Source organism: Pseudarthrobacter oxydans (genome assembly GCF_034258515.1).
In the GTDB taxonomy this organism is placed as follows: domain Bacteria; phylum Actinomycetota; class Actinomycetes; order Actinomycetales; family Micrococcaceae; genus Arthrobacter.
On the sequence record NZ_CP139438.1, the window covers coordinates 1,192,729 to 1,212,721 of the forward strand.

17 protein-coding genes are annotated in these 19,993 nt (G+C 64.7%); 14 read left to right on the forward strand and 3 right to left on the reverse strand.

Annotation, left to right across the window (positions count from 1 at the left end; all coding sequences use genetic code 11):
• Positions 1 to 201: 201 nt before the first annotated feature.
• The 6 genes from SMD14_RS05490 to SMD14_RS05515 all read left to right on the forward strand — a co-directional run bounded on the left by SMD14_RS05490 (position 202) and on the right by SMD14_RS05515 (position 6,543).
• Positions 202 to 684 (forward strand): hypothetical protein, encoded by a 483-nt coding sequence (locus SMD14_RS05490; protein ID WP_321215624.1) that lies wholly within the window; start codon positions 202 to 204, stop codon positions 682 to 684.
• A 49-nt stretch (positions 685 to 733) separates the two neighbouring features.
• Entirely contained in the window at positions 734 to 1,894 is a 1,161-nt protein-coding gene (locus SMD14_RS05495) for a substrate-binding domain-containing protein (protein WP_321215625.1), read from the forward strand.
• Positions 1,895 to 1,945: 51 nt separating this feature from the next.
• Entirely contained in the window at positions 1,946 to 3,454 is a 1,509-nt protein-coding gene (locus SMD14_RS05500; protein ID WP_321215626.1) for a sugar ABC transporter ATP-binding protein, read from the forward strand.
• A gap of 3 nt (positions 3,455 to 3,457) precedes the next feature.
• Positions 3,458 to 4,441, forward strand: a complete 984-nt coding sequence (locus SMD14_RS05505; protein ID WP_321215627.1) for an ABC transporter permease — start codon at positions 3,458 to 3,460, stop codon at positions 4,439 to 4,441.
• Between the two features lie 46 nt (positions 4,442 to 4,487).
• The gene (locus tag SMD14_RS05510; RefSeq protein WP_321215628.1) at positions 4,488 to 5,303 is read left to right on the forward strand and encodes a sugar phosphate isomerase/epimerase; all 816 of its coding nucleotides are present in this window, start codon (positions 4,488 to 4,490) and stop codon (positions 5,301 to 5,303) included.
• Positions 5,304 to 5,370: 67 nt separating this feature from the next.
• Positions 5,371 to 6,543 (forward strand): Gfo/Idh/MocA family oxidoreductase, encoded by a 1,173-nt coding sequence (locus tag SMD14_RS05515; RefSeq protein WP_321215629.1) that lies wholly within the window; start codon positions 5,371 to 5,373, stop codon positions 6,541 to 6,543.
• A 117-nt stretch (positions 6,544 to 6,660) separates the two neighbouring features.
• Here the strand turns inward: SMD14_RS05515 and xylB are convergent, their stop codons facing one another.
• Both xylB and SMD14_RS05525 read right to left on the reverse strand, forming a co-directional pair.
• Entirely contained in the window at positions 6,661 to 8,061 is a 1,401-nt protein-coding gene (gene xylB, locus SMD14_RS05520) for a xylulokinase (RefSeq protein WP_321215630.1), read from the reverse strand.
• On the reverse strand, positions 8,058 to 9,011 hold the full coding sequence (locus SMD14_RS05525) for a sugar-binding domain-containing protein (RefSeq protein WP_321215631.1): 954 nt from the start codon (positions 9,009 to 9,011) through the stop codon (positions 8,058 to 8,060). Before SMD14_RS05525 ends, xylB begins: the two co-directional genes overlap by 4 nt.
• A gap of 219 nt (positions 9,012 to 9,230) precedes the next feature.
• Here SMD14_RS05525 and SMD14_RS05530 point away from each other — a divergent pair, with 219 nt between their 5' ends.
• From SMD14_RS05530 to SMD14_RS05560, 7 genes are all read left to right on the forward strand, one after another.
• Positions 9,231 to 10,577: a sugar ABC transporter substrate-binding protein gene (locus SMD14_RS05530; protein WP_321215632.1), complete on the forward strand. Its 1,347-nt coding sequence runs from the start codon at positions 9,231 to 9,233 to the stop codon at positions 10,575 to 10,577.
• 62 nt (positions 10,578 to 10,639) lie between these two features.
• Positions 10,640 to 11,608 carry a sugar ABC transporter permease gene (locus tag SMD14_RS05535; RefSeq protein ID WP_321215633.1) on the forward strand — a complete coding sequence of 323 codons (969 nt, stop codon included), beginning with the start codon at positions 10,640 to 10,642 and terminating at the stop codon, positions 11,606 to 11,608.
• Complete coding sequence (locus tag SMD14_RS05540; protein WP_321215634.1) at positions 11,605 to 12,525, forward strand: carbohydrate ABC transporter permease; 921 nt, start codon at positions 11,605 to 11,607, stop codon at positions 12,523 to 12,525. Before SMD14_RS05535 ends, SMD14_RS05540 begins: the two co-directional genes overlap by 4 nt.
• A 55-nt stretch (positions 12,526 to 12,580) precedes the next feature.
• Positions 12,581 to 13,642 (forward strand): NAD(P)-dependent alcohol dehydrogenase, encoded by a 1,062-nt coding sequence (locus tag SMD14_RS05545; RefSeq protein WP_321215635.1) that lies wholly within the window; start codon positions 12,581 to 12,583, stop codon positions 13,640 to 13,642.
• Between the two features lie 23 nt (positions 13,643 to 13,665).
• Positions 13,666 to 15,138, forward strand: coding sequence for a mannitol dehydrogenase family protein (locus SMD14_RS05550; RefSeq protein ID WP_321215636.1), 1,473 nt, complete (start codon positions 13,666 to 13,668; stop codon positions 15,136 to 15,138).
• A gap of 162 nt (positions 15,139 to 15,300) precedes the next feature.
• Positions 15,301 to 15,612: a hypothetical protein gene (locus SMD14_RS05555; protein ID WP_321215637.1), complete on the forward strand. Its 312-nt coding sequence runs from the start codon at positions 15,301 to 15,303 to the stop codon at positions 15,610 to 15,612.
• 147 nt (positions 15,613 to 15,759) lie between these two features.
• On the forward strand, positions 15,760 to 16,191 hold the full coding sequence (locus SMD14_RS05560) for an SRPBCC family protein (RefSeq protein WP_321215638.1): 432 nt from the start codon (positions 15,760 to 15,762) through the stop codon (positions 16,189 to 16,191).
• Between the two features lie 107 nt (positions 16,192 to 16,298).
• Here the strand turns inward: SMD14_RS05560 and SMD14_RS05565 are convergent, their stop codons facing one another.
• Positions 16,299 to 17,081, reverse strand: coding sequence for a GntR family transcriptional regulator (locus SMD14_RS05565; RefSeq protein WP_104997112.1), 783 nt, complete (start codon positions 17,079 to 17,081; stop codon positions 16,299 to 16,301).
• A 150-nt stretch (positions 17,082 to 17,231) separates the two neighbouring features.
• On the opposite strand from SMD14_RS05565, the gene SMD14_RS05570 reads away from it, so the two are divergent.
• Positions 17,232 to 19,472: an EAL domain-containing protein gene (locus SMD14_RS05570; protein WP_321215639.1), complete on the forward strand. Its 2,241-nt coding sequence runs from the start codon at positions 17,232 to 17,234 to the stop codon at positions 19,470 to 19,472.
• Positions 19,473 to 19,993 lie beyond the last annotated feature (521 nt).

The window sequence follows — 19,993 nt, forward strand, 5'->3', positions numbered from 1 at the left end:
CTGTCTTGCACCTCCCGGACCGAACCAATGGGTTCCGTGCGTTTTCAATCTTATGTCCGTCCCGACTCTCCGCAGGCCGGTACCTTCCCGCATGTGATGGTTGACACCCCTCTCCGTAAACGTTTACGATGATTCCGTAAACGTTCACGGTAATTTCGTAAACGCTTACGGAGATGGCACATTCAATGAGGAAGGAGCGGGATGGCTGACAGCATCGTCCACGCACTCGCGCTCGATCCCCGCACCGGGCTTCGAAATGTCGACCACGCCCAGTGGGCAAATTTGGAAGTGCTCCTGGAGGATACAGCGCCTAACGATCTCGCAGCCGCTGTCCGCACCTTCGTCTCCGCCGGTTCCTCAGCCGTCGTCGGAATCTTCGATGGCAACCTCCTCTGGGCCAGCCTGGTGGTCTCCGTCGACAACTCGGGCACGCCCGCGTCGGTGTCCACCATTGACGGTCCGCTGGCCGAAAACGGCGGGGAAATGGCCAAAGCCGCGGGCGAGGCGGTGCGGTGGGTCCAAGCCCATCACGGGCCCTGTTCCCTGGGTCTCTTCGTCGACAAAGAGCATGCAAAGGCGCTCCTGAAAGCTTCAGACAAGGCCGCCGCCCTTCGCACGGCCTCGGCCGCCGGCGGGCTCGTCCTCTCGCCGGTTCCCCCTGCCCTGGCCGTAGCACTCGCCTGATCCATCCCAGGCATCCACCCCATCCATCCACTCAAAGCACTGGAGAACAATGATGATCCGCAGGCTTCCCATCGTGGCCCTGGCCGCAGCCCTGTCACTTTCCGTCGCTTCCTGCAGCGGTTCAACAACGGCCACATCAAACGCCCCCGACGCCGGCGTGTCCGAAAAGGCCCAGCAGGCCCTCGACAAGATCAAGGGGCAGGTCCTGAGCAAGGGCCCCAACGGCGAGGCGCCCTCGCCCGCGTCCGTCGCGGATCTGACACCCGAAGAGATCGGGAAGGTCAAGGGACTCAACGCCAAAGCGGCAATCGTGATGCACTATGGCGGCAATGACTGGGCCACGGCCCAGGTCAACGGTCTCAAGAGCGAATTCGAAAAGCTCGGCATCAAGGTCATCGCCACAACCGACGCGAACTTCAAGCCGGACAAGCAGGTCTCGGACATCGAAACCGTCATGACCCAGGACCCCGACATCATCGTTTCCATCCCCACGGACCCCGTGGCCACCGCCTCCGCGTACAAGAAAGCCGCCGACGCCGGTACAAAGCTCGTCTTCATGGACAACGTCCCGCAGGGACTGACCGCCGGCAAGGACTACGTCTCTGTTGTTTCCGCGGACAACTACGGCAACGGCGTCGTCTCCGCCCACCAGATGGCCAAAGCGCTCGGTGGCAAGGGCAAGATCGGGCTCGTCTTCCACCAGGCCGACTTCTTCGTGACCAAGCAGCGCTACGACGGATTCAAGGAAACGATCACGAAGGAATACCCGGAGATCCAGATCGTCGAGGAAAAGGGCATCGCCGGTCCGGACTTCGCCGGGGACGCCCAGGCTGCCGCGAACGCCATGCTGAGCAAGTACCCTGACCTCGCCGGCATCTGGGCGGTGTGGGACGTCCCGGCAGAGGGTGTCATGGCTGCAGCCCGTGCCGCAGGCCGTCCGGACCTGAAGATCGCCACGGAGGACCTCGGCAAGAATGTCGCCATCGCCTTGGCCAAGGACGAACTCGTCGTCGGCCTGGGAGCGCAGGTGCCGTTCGACCAGGGTGTCACGGAAGCCCGGCTGGCCGCAGGTGCGCTCATCGGCAAGCAAGCGCCCGCCTATGTGGCGCTGAGCGCCCTCCCGGTTGACCACTCCAACGTCCTGGAAGCCTGGCAGCAGGTCTACCACGAGGACGCTCCGAAGGATATCCAGGACTCCTACAAGCAGTAGCCAGACCCGACGGCGCGGGGTTCCACCCCGCGCCGCGCCGAAAGGGCAACAATGAACACCGCAGACAATGTCGTCGAAATGCGCTCGATCTCCAAGGGCTTCAACGGCGTTTCCGTGCTGAAGGACGTCGGCTTCGACGTCCGAAAGGGTGAGGTCCACGCACTCGCAGGCGGGAACGGCGCCGGGAAGTCCACGCTCATGAAGATCCTTCAGGGCGTGTACCAGGCAGACGCAGGCGAGATCTTCATAGGCGGGGAGCCAGCCGCGATTAGCTCGATCCAGGACGCGAAGGCTGCCGGGATCGGGATGGTCTTCCAGGAATTCAGCCTCGTACCGAGCCTGACCGTTGCCCAGAACATCTTCCTGGCTGCCGAACCGCTCGGCAGGGGCGGGCTCATTGACGACCGCACCGCGGTGAAACGGGCCAGGGAGGTCTTCGCTGAGATGGAGGTCGACGTCGACCCCCGCGCGGAGGTCTCCCGGCTCGGGACTGCCTACTGGCAGCTGACCGAGATTGCCAAGGCCCTCGCCCAAAACGCCCAAGTGCTGATCATGGACGAACCCACTGCCAGCCTGGCCCGGCACGAGTCCGAAGCTCTCTTCGAACTGATTGACCGCCTCAAGCAGCGCGGCATCTCGATCATCTACATCTCGCACCGAATGGACGAGGTGTACAGGCTCGCTGACCGGATCACCATCCTCCGCGACGGCCGCCACCTCCTTACCGCGCCGCTGACCGACGTCACTCCCGAACAGATCGTGGAAGGCATCGTGGGCAAGAAGATCGAGGGCCAGCTTTCCTATCGTGCGCGGGACCATGTGGTGCACGACGGCGCGCCCTGGCTTGAGGTGCGGGGGCTTAATGCCGGGCACCGGGTGCGGGACGTTTCCTTTACGCTCCGGCCCGGCGAGATCCTCGGACTGGCAGGGCTGATGGGAAGCGGACGCACCGAGCTCGCCCGTGCCCTCTTCGGCATTGACAAGGTGGACAGCGGGGAAGTCCTCCTGCGGGGCAAAAAGGTCACCCTTGCCACGCCCCAGCAGGCCATCAATGCCGGGATCGCCCTCATTCCGGAGGACCGCAGGGCACAAGGCCTCGTGCTGGAGCATTCCGTCCAGGACAACCTGCTGCTGCCGCTGCTCGGACAGATCCAGCGGGGGCCCCTCCTGGACGGCGCCAAGGGCAAGGAGTTGTCCTCGTCACTGATCAAGAGGTTCGCAGTCAAGGTGGCCCACCCCAACCGCCCGGTGCGGCTCCTCTCGGGCGGCAACCAGCAGAAGGTGGTCATCGCCAAGTGGCTGGGCACCGATCCGGACATCCTGATCCTGGACGAGCCCACGGCCGGCGTGGACATCGGCACCAAAAGCGAAATTTTGGACATGATCCGTGAGCTGGCGAGTGCCGGCAAAGCCGTCATCGTCATCTCCTCCGAGTACCCCGAACTACTCGCGGTCAGCGACCGCGTCCTCGTCCTCAGGGACGGCTCCATCATCCGCGACATTCCCCGCAGCGAGATCGCTGACGAGGAGTATCTCCAACTTGCAGTCCAGGGAGTCTGAACAGTGAGCAAGGCAAACACCATCGCGCCCCGGGACACCGCGGCCCGCAATTTCGGCACCGTCCTGAAAGAACTCGATTGGCGGCGCTACGTCATCTACATCGGCTTCGTCGTCGTCTTCCTTTTCTTCGCCATTCTGCTGCGCGACCAGGGCTTCCTGTCGCCGAACAACCTGCTGAACATCTTCCGGCAGACCGCCACTATCACCGTCATCGCCGTGGGCATGACCTACGTGATCGCATGCGCCGAGATCGACCTGAGCGTCGGATCTGTGGCCGGCCTCTCCAGTGTCTGCACCGCGATGGCACTGTCCCAGTGGGGACTGGTTCCCGGCATCCTCGCGGGCCTCGCCGTCGGGCTCGTGGTCGGATCCGTCAACGGTGCGCTTGTCAGCCTCCTCGGCATCCCGTCCTTCCTGGTGACGCTCGGCATGCTGGGGATAGCCGTCGGCGTCGCCCAGTGGATCACCGCGTCGGCGCCGCAGCCCATCCTGAACGACACGTTCAACATGCTGTTTGGATCCGGCAACTTCGGTCCAATTCCGGGCTTGGTGGTCTGGAGCGCAATCTTCGTGGCCATCGGCGCCGTCGTGCTGAACCGCACCAGGTTCGGCCGCCAGGTCCTGGCTACAGGAGGCAACCGCAACGCTGCAGAGTTCACCGGCATCAACACCAAGCGCATCAAATTCCAGGTGCTCCTTATCTCGGCCATGGCGGCAAGCGTCGCCGGCATGCTCTACGCCGGCCGCCTCCAGTCCGGACGGTTCCAGTGGGGATCAGGAGACGAACTCTCTGCCATCGCTGCCGTCATCCTGGGTGGAACCAGCCTCTTCGGCGGGTTCGGCTCCATCATCGGCACACTCTTCGGCGCCCTGCTGATCGGCCTGATCAACAACGGACTGATCCTCGCCGGGCTCGACAGCAGCCAGCAGCAGGTTGTCCGCGGCGCAATCATCATCCTGGCCGTCGCTATGGCCCGGAAGAAGTAGCACACATGACTCCCAACCCTTCTTCGGCTCCTGAAAGGCAGAAGCAATGAAACTTGGTTACTGTTCCATCACCTGGGGTGGCGTCGTGGGCCACGCCCAAGGCGTGACAAGCGTCAAGGACCTCTTTTACCTCACCCACGGGTCCATGAAGGACGCCGTCCGGGACATCGCATCCGTCGGCTACGAGGGCGTTGAGATGTTCGACGGAAACCTCGCGGAATACGCGGAAAAGCCCGAGGAGCTCAAAGAAATCCTCGCCAGTTCCGGGGTATCCCTGGCAAGCGTGTACACGGGCGCCAACTTCATTTATGCCGACATCCTTCCGGACGAGCTGCACCGGATTCACCGGGCTGCCGAGTTGGCCGCAGACTTCGGTGCAGAACGCCTGGTGGTTGGAGGGGGAGCACGGCGCGCGGCCGGAACCACCGAAGAGGACTACCGCCGGCTCGGCAAGGCACTCGACAGCGTCACGGACATCGCCGAAAGCTTCGGGCTCTCGGCGAGCTACCATCCGCACCTGACCACCATCGTGGAAAGCCCGGACGAGCTGGACAAGCTCATGCCGCTCACGCGGATCGGTTTCTGCCCCGACACCGCCCACCTTGCGGCCGGCGGCGCAGACCCGGCAGCTGTCATCCGGAAGTACCCCGACCGGATCCGGCATGTCCACCTTAAGGACCTCCGGCAAGACCCCTTTTCATTCCTCCCCCTGGGCCAGGGCGAACTCGACTTCCCGGACATCCTCGCGGCAATCCGGGAGAGCGGATATGACAGTTGGCTCATGGTCGAACTCGACGGCTACGACGGGGATCCCCGGGAAGCCGCCGAGATCAGCAAGAAGTACCTCGAGAAACTCCTCTGACCCTCCTGACCACCAGGGAGAGCCACCGCAGGCGACTCCCGACTTTTCCGAAAGGAACACGATTCACATGCAGCACCTTAATGTCGGCCTCATCGGAGGCGGCTTCATGGGCAAAGCCCATTCCTTGGCTTACGCCGCCATGCCCATGTTCTTTTGGCCGGCTCCGGCCCTCCCGGTCCGCAAGGTCATCGCCGAGGCCAACCCCGAACTGGCTGCCGAAGCGGCCCGCCGCTTCGGCTTCGAGAACTCCACCTCGGACTGGCGCAGCATCATCGACGATCCGGACATCCACGTCGTAGACATTGCCACGCCCAACCACCTCCACGCCGAAATTGCGATAGCCGCGGCCGAAGCAGGCAAGCACATCATCTGCGAGAAGCCGCTGGCGCGTACAGGCGAAGAATCAAAAGCCATGTACGACGCGGTGAAGAACACCGACATCGTCCACATGGTCGCCTTCAACTACCGGCGCACTCCCGCCGTCGCGCTGGCCAAGAAATACATTGAGGAAGGCTCCATCGGCCGCATCCTCAGCTTCCGGGGTACCTACCTGCAGGACTGGAGCGCCGATCCCAATTCCCCGTTGTCCTGGCGTTTCCAGAAGTCGATCGCAGGTTCGGGCGCACTTGGTGACATCGCCACCCACGTCATTGACATGGCCCGGTACCTTGTGGGGGAGTTCAGCGCCGTCAATTCCCTCCTGTCCACGTGGATTCCTGAGCGGCCGCTCCAAGCGGGCGGTGCCGACGCACTCGGAACGGTGCGGGGCGGCGAAGGCCCGCGTGGCGAAGTTGACGTGGACGATGAGGTGATGACGATGATCCGCTTCGCCAACGGCGCCGTGGGATCCCTTGAGGCGACACGCAATGCGTATGGACGGAACAACTACATCACCTTCGAAATCCACGGAACCGAAGGAAGCATCGTCTTCAACTACGAACGACGCGATGAACTCCAGGTCTGCTTCGCCTCCGATCCAGGGGACCGCCGCGGATTCCGCACCGTTTACACCGGCCCGGCCCATCCGTACGGGGAAGGTCTCTGGCCCATTCCGGCTCTCGGTATCGGCTACGGGGAAACGAAGATCATCGAAGCCTACGATTTCTTCAAAGCCATTGCGGAAGGCGGAAGCGTGAGCCCCAATTTCGCAGACGGCTACCAGACAGCCCTCATTGACGACGCGATTGTCGAATCCGCTGCAAAAGAGGCCTGGGTGGAGGTTCCGCAGATCACCGCTTGACCCCACCCCTAAGAGTTTTTGGGCAGGTACCACGACTTTGGCACGATCCAAACCGCGGTATCTGCCCAAAAACTCCGGGGACCGGCCCCCGGGACGAGACGTCCGGGGACCGGCCGCTCACACGCCGTAGAAGTTCTTGCGCGCCTCAGCGTAGCGCTCCCGGACGCCGATGCCCCAGTCGCCCTCCGGCTCGTAGTAGGCTTCGATGCTGCGCTTCCAGTCCGGCGGCTCTCCTGTGGCTGCCCATGCGGCCTGCTTCGCTGCGCCGAGTGCGACGTACTCCCTGCTTGCCGGGATCTCGACGGGCAGGTTGAAAATGCTCGCCGCCGCCTGGCGGAGGGCCTGCGACTTGGAGCCGCCGCCGATGAGGAGGACCTTGTCCGGGGTGCCGCCGGACTGCTTCATGACGTCGATGGCGTCGGCCAAAGAACTGAGCACGCCCAGCACGGAGGCGCGGGCAAGGTTCTCCGGGGTCATGTTGCTCCTGGTCAGGCCGGCCAGGCTTCCTTTGGCATGCGGAAGGTTGGGGCTTCGCTCGCCGTCGAGATACGGAAGGAACGTGAGCCCGCCGGCATCGCTGTCCGCCTCCAGCGCCAGCGCATTCAGTTGTGCCAGGTCGACGCCGAGCATGGACGCGGTTGCCGCCATGACACGGGCAGAATTGAGCATGGCAAGCAGGGGCAGGTGGCCGCCGGCGGCGTCCGCGAATCCTGCGATTGCACCGGTATGGTCCGGGATGGGTGAGGGCGTGGTGGTGAAGACGGTGCCGGACGTGCCGATGGATACAACTACCTCGCCGGGGCGCAGGTCCAGTCCCAAAGCTGCCGCCGCGTTGTCCCCGGCGCCCGCGGCAAGGACGGCGCCGTCAACGCCCCATCCGTTCCGCACCGTTCCCGCCCGCTCATGCGATGCGACAATCCGCGGAAGGCGCGGAACGCGGCCGAAGAACCGCCCAAGCACGTCCGTCCGGTAGCTGTCCGTGACCGGCGAGAAATAGCCGGTACCGGACGCGTCGCTGCGGTCGGTGGTGAACTCGCCGCCCAGGGTTCCGTTCAGCCAGTCGTGGGGGAGGACAACCTGGTCAACGCGGTCCGCCAGCTCCGGCTGGTTCTGCGCGAGCCAGGCGAGCTTGGAGATGGTAAACGACGCCACCGGGACCAGGTTAACGGCGTCAACCCACGCCTCCGGGCCCAGCTCGTCCCGGAGCCTTGCCGCTTCCGCTGCGCTGCGTGTGTCGTTCCACAGCAGCGCGTCGTGGACGGGGGTGTCCGTGCTGTCGAGGGCCACCATTCCGTGCTGCTGGGCGCCGATGCCCACCCCGGCAACGGAGCCGCCCAGGCGGTCGACGCCGGCGGCATGCCAGGCCTCGCGCAGCGCAGAGGTCCAGATGCGGGGGTCGACGGCGGTCCGGTCGGGGTGGGCCGCCGCACCGGAAGCAACAACATCGCCGCTGTGCGCGTCCACCGCGAGGACCTTGCAGGACTGCGTGGAGGAATCTACCCCGACCACAATGCTCATTGACTGTTCTCCTTATCCATTAGCTCAGTAAGGGCCCGGGCCAGCGGGACATCTACGATCAGCGTGGTGACGAAACCGGCCCTGGCAACTGCCCGCACCGCATCTGCCCGTGCTGTTCCGTGCGATACGGCGATGACCTTGGGGGTGCGCTGCAACTGCTTGACAGTGACGGCGATGATTTGTTCGTCCAGCCCCGTTTCGACCGGAACGCCCGCTGCGTTGAGCAGCCGCCCAGAGCATTCCGCGACAGCGCCGGCCTCCACGGCTGCCTCCCGTACCGCCGCTTCGGCCCGATCCCACACCGTGGAACTGCCACTCTTCCAGGCGCCGACCGCGACCACTGCCAGATCGAGCGAATCCGCCTTCGCCAGGGCGCCGGCGATCTCCGGCTGGCGGCGCAGGCCGGCCGCCGTCGTCGGATCTTCCACCACCAGCGGCGACCACAGCGGCCAGGTGTGGCCGCCGCTTAGGTGCCCCAGCCGCTGGATCAGCTCGAGCGGATTGCTTTCCCCTTCTGCGGGGAGGGCCCCCGCGAGCTGGACGATGTCGCACCGGGGAAGCTCCCGGACCAGCGTCGAGGCCACGTCCAGGATGCGGGACCATGAAATCCCCAGCGTCCCGCCCGGGGGCGCCTGCCGCGTGACCTCGGCGGCGGCTGCTTTGGCCAGGATGCCCCGGGCCTGGTTCTCGTCGCCGGAGGTGGAGTCCGCCACGACGATCTCACGGATCCCCAGCCAGGACTCCAGCTGGCGGATCTCCGCGGCGGAGATGTGGGACGGGTAATGCACCTTGATTTCCACGATGCCGCGCTCGCGGGCCTCGGTGAGCAGCCGTGCCACCTGGAACCGCGAAATGTCATGGCTGACCGAAATTTCTACCTTGGAACGGTTCTCCAAGTAATACTCGCTGCTCACGCGGGCCAAGAGTTCTTCATGGGAATGCTCGGACATGTGCTCACCCCTTCTCTGATCATTTGAGTTTCCCGTCTTGCTCAAACGAGTATATATGACTAGAGTCACATGACAGATGAGCACATCGATGACGCTCAAATGTGCGGGGCTGGAAGTAGTTGAGGACCAGCGCTGCACCATTGGGCCCGATCCGGCTCATCCAGTCGCTGGGCCCACAGAGCCCGGGGCTGGTTGCCCGAATTGAACAAAGGAGTTTTTATGCGTCCCATGCGCGCCGCCTCATTGGCCGCCGGTGCCTTGTGCATCGCCCTTTCAGTGACCGCCTGCGCAGGTGCAGGCGGCGGAAGCACGTCCGGTGCCCAAGACAGCATCAACGTCCTCATGGTGAACAACCCGCAGATGGAAGACCTGCAGAAGCTGACCGCGGACAACTTCACCAAGGAAACCGGCATCAAGGTCAATTACACGATCCTGCCGGAGAACGATGTCCGGGCGAAGATCAGCCAGGAGTTCTCCAGCCAGGCGGGCCAATACGATGTCGCCTCGCTGTCCAACTACGAGATCCCGTTCTATGCCGCGAACAAGTGGCTGGCGCCCCTGGACAACGTGGCCGAGGACGCCGAATTCAACCAGGCAGACATTCTTCCTGCCTATACGGCGTCCCTGACCGGTACGGACGGAAAGCTCTACGGGGAGCCGTTCTACGGTGAGTCCTCGTTCCTGATGTACCGCAAGGACGTTTTCGAGGCGAAGGGCCTCACCATGCCGGAGAAGCCCACTTGGGACCAGGTGGCCGAGCTGGCCGCCAAGGTTGACGGCGCCGAAGCGGGCATGAAGGGGATCTGCCTGCGCGGCCAGCCCGGGTGGGGCCAGCTGTTCGCGCCGCTGACCACCGTGGTCAACACCTTCGGCGGCACCTGGTTCGACAAGGATTGGAACGCCAAGGTCAACGCCCCGGAATTCACCGAAGCCACCGAGTTCTACACCAAGCTGGTCCGCGAGCATGGTGAAGCCGGCGCCGCGCAGGCCGGGTTCACCGAATGCCTGAACAACATGAGCCAGGGCAAGGTGGCCATGTGGTACGACGCCACCTCCGCTGCCGGAGTCCTGGAAGGCGAGGGTTCCCCCGTGAAGGGCAAGCTTGGCTACGCCCAGGCCCCGGTGAAGAAGACGAAGTCTTCTGGCTGGCTCTGGACCTGGTCCTGGGGCGTCCAGGCCGCATCCAAGAAGCAGGACGCTGCCGGAAAGTTCGTCGCCTGGGCCAGCTCAAAGAAGTACGAGGAACTCGTTGCGGCGAAGCTCGGCTGGGCCAAGGTCCCCTCGGGAAAGCGCATTTCCACGTATGAGAACGCCGAATTCCAGAAGGCTGCCCCGTTCTTCGAGGCCGAGCGCACTGCCATCGAAAACGCCGACCCGAAAAATCCCGGGGCGCAGGAACGCCCGGCCGTCGGTATCCAGTTCGTGGGCATCCCTGAGTTCGCCGACCTGGGCACCTCGGTGTCCCAGGGTGTCAGCTCAGCGATTGCCGGGCAGGGCTCTGTAGCCGACGCCCTGGCCAAGGGCCAGGACGCGGCACAGAAAATCGGCGACAAGTACAAGAAATAAGTAACCCACCACCGGTGCTGTGGCCCGCAGTCGCGGGCCACAGCACGGCAGGAGAAGATATCATGACTACCGCAACAGCGCCTGTTGCCCGCCGCGGGCAGAGTGCCGCCAATCCAAACAAAAACGCCAGGTCCCGCGAACGCGCCCGGGCCTGGGCAAGGCGTGCGCCGCTGCTGCCGGCCCTGGTCTTCCTTATCGTCGTCACCCAGCTTCCGTTCGTGGCGACCCTGATCATTTCTTTCCTGAACTGGAACAGCCTCCGGCCGGACCAGACGGGCTTGGCCGGATTCGATAACTACATCCAGGTCCTTACCAACGCGGACCTCCGCCAGGCCATCCTGACCACCGTCGTCCTGACCGTTTCCGTGGTCCTGGCCAGCCTGGTCATCGGCCTCGGCCTGGCCCTGCTGCTGGACAAGAAGTTCATCGGCCGGGGCTTGGCGCGGACGCTGCTGATCGCACCGTTCCTCGTGGTGCCGGTGGCCGCGGCGCTGGTGTGGAAGCACGCCATCCTCAACCCGACATATGGGCTGATCAACGGAACGCTGACCTGGATCTGGTCCCTGTTCGGCAGCGACACCCCGCCACAGCCGGACTTCCTTTCCCAGGCGCCCCTGATGGCCGTCATCATCTCCCTGGTATGGCAGTGGACCCCGTTCATGATGCTGATCCTGCTGGCTGGCCTGCAGTCCCGCCCCATGGACACGATCGAAGCCGCGCAGATGGACGGGGCCAGCCCTTGGGCGATCTTCACCCACCTGACACTGCCGCACCTGCGCCAGTACCTGGAGCTCGGCGGCCTGCTCGGCGCGATCTACATCGTGCAGAACTTCGACGCCGTCTTCACCCTTACTTCCGGCGGCCTGGGCACCGCCAACCTGCCTTACGCCATCTACCAGACGTTCTATTTCGCCAATGAATACGGCCTTGCGTCCGCCGCCGGTGTTGTGGTGGTCATCGGCACCATCATCGTGGCCACCTTCGCCCTGCGCACCGTTTTCTCGCTCTTCAAAAAGGAGGCAGCACGATGAGCACCCTTACCCCTGCCGCGCATCGCAGCACCGGCGCCTTGAACCCGGGTTCCCGCCGGGGCTCCGGAAAGTCCCGCGGCAAGTCCCGGATGGATCCTGCCCGGAACAAGACTGCGGCCGGGATTGCCGCCTGGTTGCTGGCCCTGCTGTTCGCGTCACCCGTACTGTGGATGATCCTGACGTCATTCCATTCCGAAACCGACGCGGCCACCAACCCGCCGGCGATCGCCGCGGACCTGACCCTGGATGCCTACAAGGAGTTCTTCGGGGCCACGTCGGGCATCAGCCCGTGGCCGCCGCTCATCAACTCCGCAATGGCGTCGGTGTTCTCCACCGTCCTGGTGCTGGGCCTGGCCATCCCGGCCGCATACGCGCTGTCCATCCGGCCCGTGAAGAAGTGGACGGATGTGATGTTCTTCTTCCTGTCCACCAAGATGATGCCCGTAGTGGCTGCCGTTCTGCCCCTTTTTCTGTTCGCCAAGACGGCCGGGGCGCTGGACAACATCTGGTTCCTGATCCTGATGTACACCTCCATGAACCTGCCCATCGCCGTCTGGATGATGCGCTCCTTCCTCGCCGAGGTACCGGAGGAAATGATGGAAGCAGCCCAGATCGACGGGGCGAACCTGCTGCTCATCCTGCGGAAGATCATTGCCCCGGTGGCCATGCCCGGCATCGCCGCGACGGCACTGATCTGCTTCATCTTCAGCTGGAACGAACTGCTCCTGGCCCGCGTCCTCACCGGCGTCGTCTCCGGCACCGCACCGGTATTCCTCACCGGTTTCGTCTCCAGCCAGGGCCTGTTCCTCGCCAAAGTCTGTGCCGCCGCCGTCGTGATCTCCCTGCCCGTCCTCTTCGCCGGATTCGCCGCGCAGGACAAACTCGTCCAGGGCCTCTCCCTAGGAGCCGTGAAATAACCAGCGCCGTCACATAGCCAGCACCTTCCACTTCCATTCCTGAGGATTTCAACCGATGACAACATCAACCGCGCAGTCCCCCGCGCCCGAACAGCCTGACCTGCCGCCCACCATGCGGGCAGCTGTTTTGAAAAGCCAAGGCGAAATGGCCCTCGGAACCCTGCCTGTTCCCCGGCTGGAGCCCGACCAGCTTCTGGTGCAGGTCGCCGCCGTCGGTGTCTGCGGCAGCGACGTGCATTACTACGAGCACGGCCGGATCGGCGACTACGTGGTGGACCACCCGCTGATCCTCGGCCACGAACTCTCAGGCCGGATCGCCGCCGTCGGAAGCGACGTGGACCCTGCCCGCATCGGCCAGCGGGTCGCCGTCGAGCCCCAGCGCCCCTGCCGCACCTGCAAACAGTGCAAAGCCGGCCGCTACAACCTGTGCCCGGACATCGAGTTCTACGCCACCCCGCCGATCGACGGCGCCTTCGCCGAGTACGTCACCATCCAGTCCGATTTCGCCTACGACATTCCGGACAGCGTCAGTGACGAGGCCGCCGCGCTGATCGAACCTCTCTCCGTCGGGCTCTGGGCCTGTGAACGCGCCGGGATCAGGCCTGGCAGCCGGGTGCTGATCGCAGGTGCCGGACCCATCGGCATCATCGCCGCGCAGGCCGCCCGTGCGTTCGGCGCCAGCGAAATCTACATCAGCGACATCGCGGAGGACCGGCTCGCATTCGCCCTTGAACACGGTGCCACGCACGCGCTCAACGCCAGGACCGACCGTGTCGAAGGGCTCGACGTCGACGCGTTCATTGACGCCTCTGGCGCACCGCAGGCAGTCCGTTCCGGCATCAAGGCGGTGGCACCCGCCGGCCGGGTCATCCTCGTCGGTCTGGGGGCGGACGACGTTGAACTCCCCGTCTCCTACATCCAGAACCGCGAGATCTGGCTCTCCGGCGTCTTCCGCTACACCAACACCTGGCCGCTCGCCATCCAGCTCATCGCCGACGGAAAGGTGGACCTGGACATCCTGGTCACCGGCAGGTTCGGGCTGGCCGAATCCGAAGAAGCGCTCAAAGCCGGCAAACAGTCCGGACAGCTCAAAGCCATCGTCTACCCGGGCCGCTGAAACCCGGCCGGAAAGGAAAACTCATGCAACCGCTCACAACTGCAACACTGGCAGAACTGCCGGCGAACCTGGGCAAACCGTCCTATGACCGGTCCGCGTTGACGGCCGGAATCGTCCACTTCGGCGTCGGCGGCTTCCACCGCGCACACCAGACCATGTACCTGGACCAGCTGATGAACGCCGGCCAGGCCCGGGACTGGGCCATCTGCGGCGTGGGCGTCCTGCCCGGCGACGCCCGCATGAAGCAGGTCATGGACAAGCAGGACTGCCTCTACACGCTGGTGGTCAAGAACCCGGACGGCTCGCGCGAAGGCCGCGTCATCGGCTCGATCATCGAGTACCTGTTTGCCCCTGACAGCCCCGAGGCCGTCATCGAGAAGATGGCGTCCGGCGCCGTCCGGATAGTATCGCTGACCGTCACGGAGGGCGGGTACAACTTCCACCACGTCACCGGCGACTTCGACGCCGATAACCCGGACGTGGTCCACGACCTGCAGCCGGGGGCCGCACCGCGCACCACCTTCGGGCTCATCACCGAAGCCCTGCGCCGCCGTCGCGAACGGGGACTGGAGCCCTTCACCGTCATGTCCTGCGACAACATCCAGGGCAACGGCGACGTCGCGCGGAAGATGTTCACCGCCTTCGCCGCGCTCAAGGACCCTGAACTCGGCGCCTGGGTCGCGGAAAACGTACCGTTCCCCAACAGCATGGTGGACCGCATCACCCCGGTCACCACGGACGAAGACCGCCAGGCAATTGCGGCGGAATTCGGCGTGCAGGACGAATGGCCGGTGGTTTGCGAGCCGTTCGAGCAATGGGTGCTGGAGGACCACTTCAGCCTGGGACGCCCGTCCTTCGAAAAGGCCGGCGTGCAACTCGTGGACGACGTGGAACCCTACGAGCTGATGAAGCTGAGGCTCCTCAACGCGAGCCACCAGGGCATGTGCTACTTTGGCTACCTGGCCGGCTACCGCTATGCCCACGAGGTGGCGCAGGATCCGCTGTTCGCGCAGTTCCTGCTGGACTACATGGACAAGGAAGCAACACCGACACTGCACCCTGTGCCGGGAATCGACCTCGACGGCTACAAGCGGACCCTCATCGAACGCTTCTCCAACGAGTACGTCCGGGACACCCTGGCCCGCCTCTGTGCCGAGAGCTCTGACCGGATCCCGAAGTGGCTCCTGCCCGTGGTGCGCATCAACCTCGAAAACGGTGGAGAGATCAAGCGGTCTGCCGCCATTGTGGCGAGTTGGGCCCGCTACGCCGAAGGGACCGACGAGCAGGGCAACCCGGTCGACGTGGTGGACCGGCTCAAGGACACCGTGACGGCCGCCGCCGCACGCCAGCGCCAGGAGCCGCTGTCCTTCATTTCGAACCGCGACGTCTTCGGCGATCTGGTGGATGACGCGAGGTTTGTTGCCGCCTACTCCGAGGCCCTGGCCGCCCTGCACCAGCACGGTGCCAGGGAGACGCTCCGGAGCCTCCAGGCCTGACCCCACGAGCGGCCCCACCACCGCCGCACACGTGCGGACGACAGCCAATTCGCTCTTGCGGCGTTCATTCTGCAAGCGGAGAATGGCCTCACTGGCGGGGTTCTATATCCTCACCGCCGTGGAAATAGGGCTTCGTCGAAGCCCTATTTTCAGGAGGTATCCATGAACGTTAAGCGTGTTGCCGCTTCTTCCGCGGCGGCGATATTCGTTGTGCTTTCTGCAGGCGCTGTCCCGGCTTCGGCCGAGATCGCCAATGCGCACGCTGCGTGCACGGGACTTGGGATCTCGGACCACGCCGTCACAGACGGTCCCGGAGCCGTTTCCGCCATCGTCAATGAGATCAAAGATGCTGCTGACGCCTTTGGTTTTGATAATTCGGGCCAGGTTGTGAGCCGGTTCGCTCAGGTCCACGCCGGCACGCATGTCCCGGGTTGCGAGGACGCCATCTGGGAAATTCTGGTAGCAGGGCCGTAGCCCGGTTTCATTCTTGATGGAAGACGCCGCCATCAGCCAGCACTGACGCTGTGGCTTGGCGGGCATAAAACCATAAATAAGCGCAACTGTCGGCTGGACGGTCCGCCAGTGATGGGTCGTTTGGGCCGAACAGATCCAGGAGGAAAAATGGTCAAGTCTGCAGAGACGGTCATTCTTGCCCGGAGGCCCCAAGAGGTCTTCCGGTTCGTGGCCGATCTTCGGAATGAACCCAAGTGGCACACGGACGTTGAGTCGGTGCCGGCTGGCACCGACCCTATCCCCGTGGTCGGCAAGACCTACCCGCTGAAATTCAAGCCGTTCATGGGAACAACGGATGGCACCTTGACCGCGGTTGAAGTCCAGCAGGATGCGCGCCTCGTGTTCCGGGGCGAGTTCGGGGGGTTGAAGCCCACTATTTCTTACACGATCGAACCGGCGGGGGAGGGCACCAGGTTCACGCGTTCGGTGGAGTTGCACCCTTCCGGACTGAAGATGCTGATGACACCTGTCATGGCCTTCATGGTGCCGCGGAACAACAAGGCGGTGGTTGAGAATCTTAAGCGCGAGCTTGAGGCCTGACAAGCGGACACCGCTTCCATCAGCCTTGGAGTTTTTGGGCTGGTACGAGGACTTTGCCGGTGGCGAAGTCCGGTTATCTGCCCAAAAACTCGGCGCCGGGCGTGGGTTCAGGACTGGAACTGCTGCATCACCGAGAGGTGGCCGGCCCGGGCCGAGACCAGGCACTTGGCCAGATAGAAGGGCCGGTTGCCGTTCCGCACGTACTGCGTCAGGACCAGCACCGGGTCCGACGGGCGCAGGTCCAGCAGCTTCGCCCGGCTGGGTCCCACCTGGCTGAGGCTGATCTGGCACTCGCCCGGCCCGGCCAGCCGGCCCAGCTGGTTGTTGAGCGCGGCAAGCAAGGTGGCGCCGCCGTCGTCCTCTATCTCAAGGGGCGCGGCGGCGCCCTTGCCGACACTGACCGGCTGGGCGGTGACGTTTTCCTGCAGGTGGGCGATCGCCTCGCCGTCGCGGATCAGGACCGATTCCCAAAGCCAGCAGTCGGTGCCGGGCTCGACGCCGATGCCGGGGGCGACGAATTCTGAGGCGGCCTGCCGGACCACCTGGGTGCGCTTGACCTCCACCTGCTGGCCGGGGCTGCCGAGGACGTCCTCGAACGGCTGGATGCGCTCGATGCCGATGCGGGGGAGCGTGTCCGAGACGAAACGCCCGACGCCGCGCCGCGCCCTGATGAGACCGTCCTCCTCGAGCAGCATGAGGGCCTCGCGGACCACGGTGCGGCTGACCTTCATGTCCGTGCCGAGTTCGGTTTCGGTGGGGATCATGGACCCGGGCGTGAGCAGGCCGTTGCGGATGGCTGCGGCGATCCGTGAGTACACCGCGACGCGCAGGGGAGCGCCGGGCTGGGCGGCCACCGGCTGGGACAGGAACCGGGCGGCGTCCTGGTGCACGATATGCCTCGCTTGTCTGGGGTGGATCCGGAGTCGGTACGGGGGATTCCAGCCTAGTGCAACGTCGGACGCGTGTGTTGGACAAGCGCGGTACTCCTGCCTGTGCGGGCAGGGCGTTAATTCTATGCAACCACGCCCTTGCCGAGCGCCATGGTTGACGAAAAGCTGCCACCCATCCAGTATCAAGTGATCCACGGAACCGAATACGCACGTGTTCCGTCTAGGCGCAGGGGGAAGCGGGTGGACTGGTGGTGGCTCTCGTCGGCGGCCAATACGGTGGTGGCTGTCTCTTACCTGGCGATTTCGGTGGCGATCATTGTGCCCTTGGCCCGGTCCGGGCAGGTGCGCCGGAACCGGCTGGGGACTGCTACGGCAGCAATCTTCTTTACCTGCTCCGTCGGGCACGGCCTCCACGCTGTCCATCCGCTGCTGCCTTTCCTGGGGCTGGACGTCCTCGAGGGCCACGCCTCCAGGGAGGGCATCTCCTGGCATGACGCGTTGTGGGAGATGACAACGGCGGGAGTGGGCGTCTACTACTGGACGCTGCGCCGGGCGTACGCATCCATGCTGGCGGGACCGGCGATTTTCGAGGACCTGATCGAGCGGCAGCGCCTGGCGGAACTTGAAGCCGAAGCGGAGCTGAATGCTGTGCGCCGGCAGGGCGCCGCAGAGCTTGAACTCAGTGAGAAACGTTTCCGGCTTGCCTTTGAGCACGCCCCGATCGGCATCGCACTCCTCAGCCTGGACCCCGGAGAGGCGGGCAAGGTGCTGCGGGCCAACTCCGCCTTCTACGCCCTCCTGGGGCGCACGCCCTCGGACGTGGAGCCCGGCAGTGTCCTGGATTTCATCGTGCCGGAGGACCGGTCCGCGGCCCGGCACCGGCTGGCACAGATGCTGCGCGGAGAAGTCACTGAGTACACCGCTTCCCGGCGTTTCCTGCACGCCGGCGGCGACATCGTCTGGACGTCGATGACAAGCGCGGTGGTGGCCGATGACCGTGGCGTGCCGCTGTACCTGGTTGCCCAGTTCGAGGACATCACGGGCCGCCGCGAAGCTGAGCAGCTGCTCACCCGGCAGGCAATGCATGACGGCCTAACGGGCCTGCCCAACCGGGTGCTGCTGATGGACAGGATCAGCCATGCCCTTTCGCGGACCCAGGACCGCAGCACGCATGTGGCCGTGTTCTTCGTGGACGTGGACGGCTTCAAGGCCGTCAACGACACGTTGGGACATGCCGCCGGCGATCTCCTCCTCATCGAAGTAGGCCGGCGGCTGCGCTCCATGGGGCGCGGGGACGATACGGTGGCCCGCCTGGCAGGAGACGAATTCGTGGTGCTCTGCGAAGACGTCCAGGACCGGGCCGCAGCTGAAGCCACGGCCCGCCGCCTGCTGGACGGGCTGGAGCGGCCGTACGAAATCGACCGCGACGTCTTCCGGACCAGCGCCAGCATCGGCATAGCGCTGTCCGGCCGGGACAGCACCGCGGCCGACCTGCTGCAAAACGCCGACATCGCCATGTACCGGGCCAAGGAAGCAGGCCGGGGCCGGTACGTGTTCTACGACAGGAACCTGCGCGCCATCCGTGACAACCGGCTGCGCACCGAGAAGGAACTGCGGCAGGGAATTGAAAACGGCGAACTGCGCGTTCTCTTCCAGCCCGTCATTGGCCTGGCCGACGGAAGCCTTGCCTCCGTGGAGGCGCTCGTGCGCTGGGACCATCCGGACCGGGGCCTGCTCGCGCCGGCCGAGTTCCTGGACGTGGCGGAAACAACCGGGCTGATCGTTCCCCTGGGGCGCTGGATGATCCCCGAAGCCTGCCGCCAGGTCGCGGCATGGCAGCGCAAAGATCCCGGACGCGCTCCGCAGCACGTGTCTGTCAATGTCAGCGCCGTTGAACTCAGCAGCCCCGGCATGGTGAACGTCGTGGCGCGTGCCCTTCGCGAGGCCGGGCTTCCGCCCGGCGCACTGTGCGTTGAGATCACTGAGTCCGCCCTGCTGGACAGCAACAGCAGCAACATCTCCACCGTCTGGCAGCTGCGGGCCATGGGCATCCGGATCGCGCTGGATGACTTCGGCACGGGCTATTCCTCGCTGACCAACCTGAAGCGCTTCCCGGTGGATGTGGTCAAGATCGACAGGTCCTTCGTGGCCGGCCTTGGCACCGACGCCGAGGACACCGCCATCGTCGGCGCCGTCGTCGGGCTGGCCCACGCACTCGGGCTGGCCACCACGGCCGAAGGCGTCGAAACTGCCGCCCAGCGCGATCACCTGCGGCGCCTCGGATGCACCCACGCCCAGGGGTATCTCTACTCCCGGCCGGCAACCATCTCCGGGCTCACCGGACTCGCTGCCCGGCTCACGGCCATGGAGTCCGCAGAGCCGTTGCACTAAACCTGCCCGTCCAGGTCATTTTCGAACTCGTGCGGACCCGCGTGCTAGCAGCTCGACCGCGAGTTGTGCGTGCGCGTCTCCCCGTTGGTGGTGACGGTCCGGGAACCGCTGCGGCAGGTGTCGCCGTCCTCGGTAAAGGTGCTCGTACTGTTCATTTTTGTCACCTTGTCGTTCAGCATGTAGTGCGTTTTGTAGTCAAACGTCGACACAGTGCCCCCGTCGTTTTGCACTGTCATCTGATCGCGGGTGTTTGTGGTGTAGTACCCCTCATCGGTGACGCGCGTCGCGCCGCGGTACTCATACGATGAACCGTTGGGGAAGCTGTATTCGACGTGTTCCACCTGGGCGGGGTTGCTGCGGGAGTCAGACGGCGGCGCGGCCACGGCCGGCGAGGGCGAGAGCCAGGCCAGCGCCGGAGGCGAGGACGAGGCGGGTCATGCGGTTCATTTTGGGGTCCTTCCAGATATTGGTCGGGCACCCCAGCGCGCAGTGGGTAAATCCTAACGTTGGATTAACCCTTC

What these genes read in the sequence shown, in the direction of transcription:
- SMD14_RS05490 (WP_321215624.1), top strand. Translation starts at nt 202, where the DNA reads ATGGCTGACAGCATCGTCCACGCACTCGCGCTCGATCCCCGCACCGGG.
- SMD14_RS05570 (WP_321215639.1), top strand. Translation starts at nt 17,232, where the DNA reads ATGGTTGACGAAAAGCTGCCACCCATCCAGTATCAAGTGATCCACGGA.
- xylB (WP_321215630.1), bottom strand. Translation starts at nt 8,061, where the DNA reads ATGAGCATTGTGGTCGGGGTAGATTCCTCCACGCAGTCCTGCAAGGTC.
- SMD14_RS05500 (WP_321215626.1), top strand. Translation starts at nt 1,946, where the DNA reads ATGAACACCGCAGACAATGTCGTCGAAATGCGCTCGATCTCCAAGGGC.
- SMD14_RS05545 (WP_321215635.1), top strand. Translation starts at nt 12,581, where the DNA reads ATGACAACATCAACCGCGCAGTCCCCCGCGCCCGAACAGCCTGACCTG.
- SMD14_RS05550 (WP_321215636.1), top strand. Translation starts at nt 13,666, where the DNA reads ATGCAACCGCTCACAACTGCAACACTGGCAGAACTGCCGGCGAACCTG.
- SMD14_RS05495 (WP_321215625.1), top strand. Translation starts at nt 734, where the DNA reads ATGATGATCCGCAGGCTTCCCATCGTGGCCCTGGCCGCAGCCCTGTCA.
- SMD14_RS05540 (WP_321215634.1), top strand. Translation starts at nt 11,605, where the DNA reads ATGAGCACCCTTACCCCTGCCGCGCATCGCAGCACCGGCGCCTTGAAC.
- SMD14_RS05560 (WP_321215638.1), top strand. Translation starts at nt 15,760, where the DNA reads ATGGTCAAGTCTGCAGAGACGGTCATTCTTGCCCGGAGGCCCCAAGAG.
- SMD14_RS05555 (WP_321215637.1), top strand. Translation starts at nt 15,301, where the DNA reads ATGAACGTTAAGCGTGTTGCCGCTTCTTCCGCGGCGGCGATATTCGTT.
- SMD14_RS05535 (WP_321215633.1), top strand. Translation starts at nt 10,640, where the DNA reads ATGACTACCGCAACAGCGCCTGTTGCCCGCCGCGGGCAGAGTGCCGCC.
- SMD14_RS05530 (WP_321215632.1), top strand. Translation starts at nt 9,231, where the DNA reads ATGCGTCCCATGCGCGCCGCCTCATTGGCCGCCGGTGCCTTGTGCATC.
- SMD14_RS05515 (WP_321215629.1), top strand. Translation starts at nt 5,371, where the DNA reads ATGCAGCACCTTAATGTCGGCCTCATCGGAGGCGGCTTCATGGGCAAA.
- SMD14_RS05525 (WP_321215631.1), bottom strand. Translation starts at nt 9,011, where the DNA reads ATGTCCGAGCATTCCCATGAAGAACTCTTGGCCCGCGTGAGCAGCGAG.
- SMD14_RS05510 (WP_321215628.1), top strand. Translation starts at nt 4,488, where the DNA reads ATGAAACTTGGTTACTGTTCCATCACCTGGGGTGGCGTCGTGGGCCAC.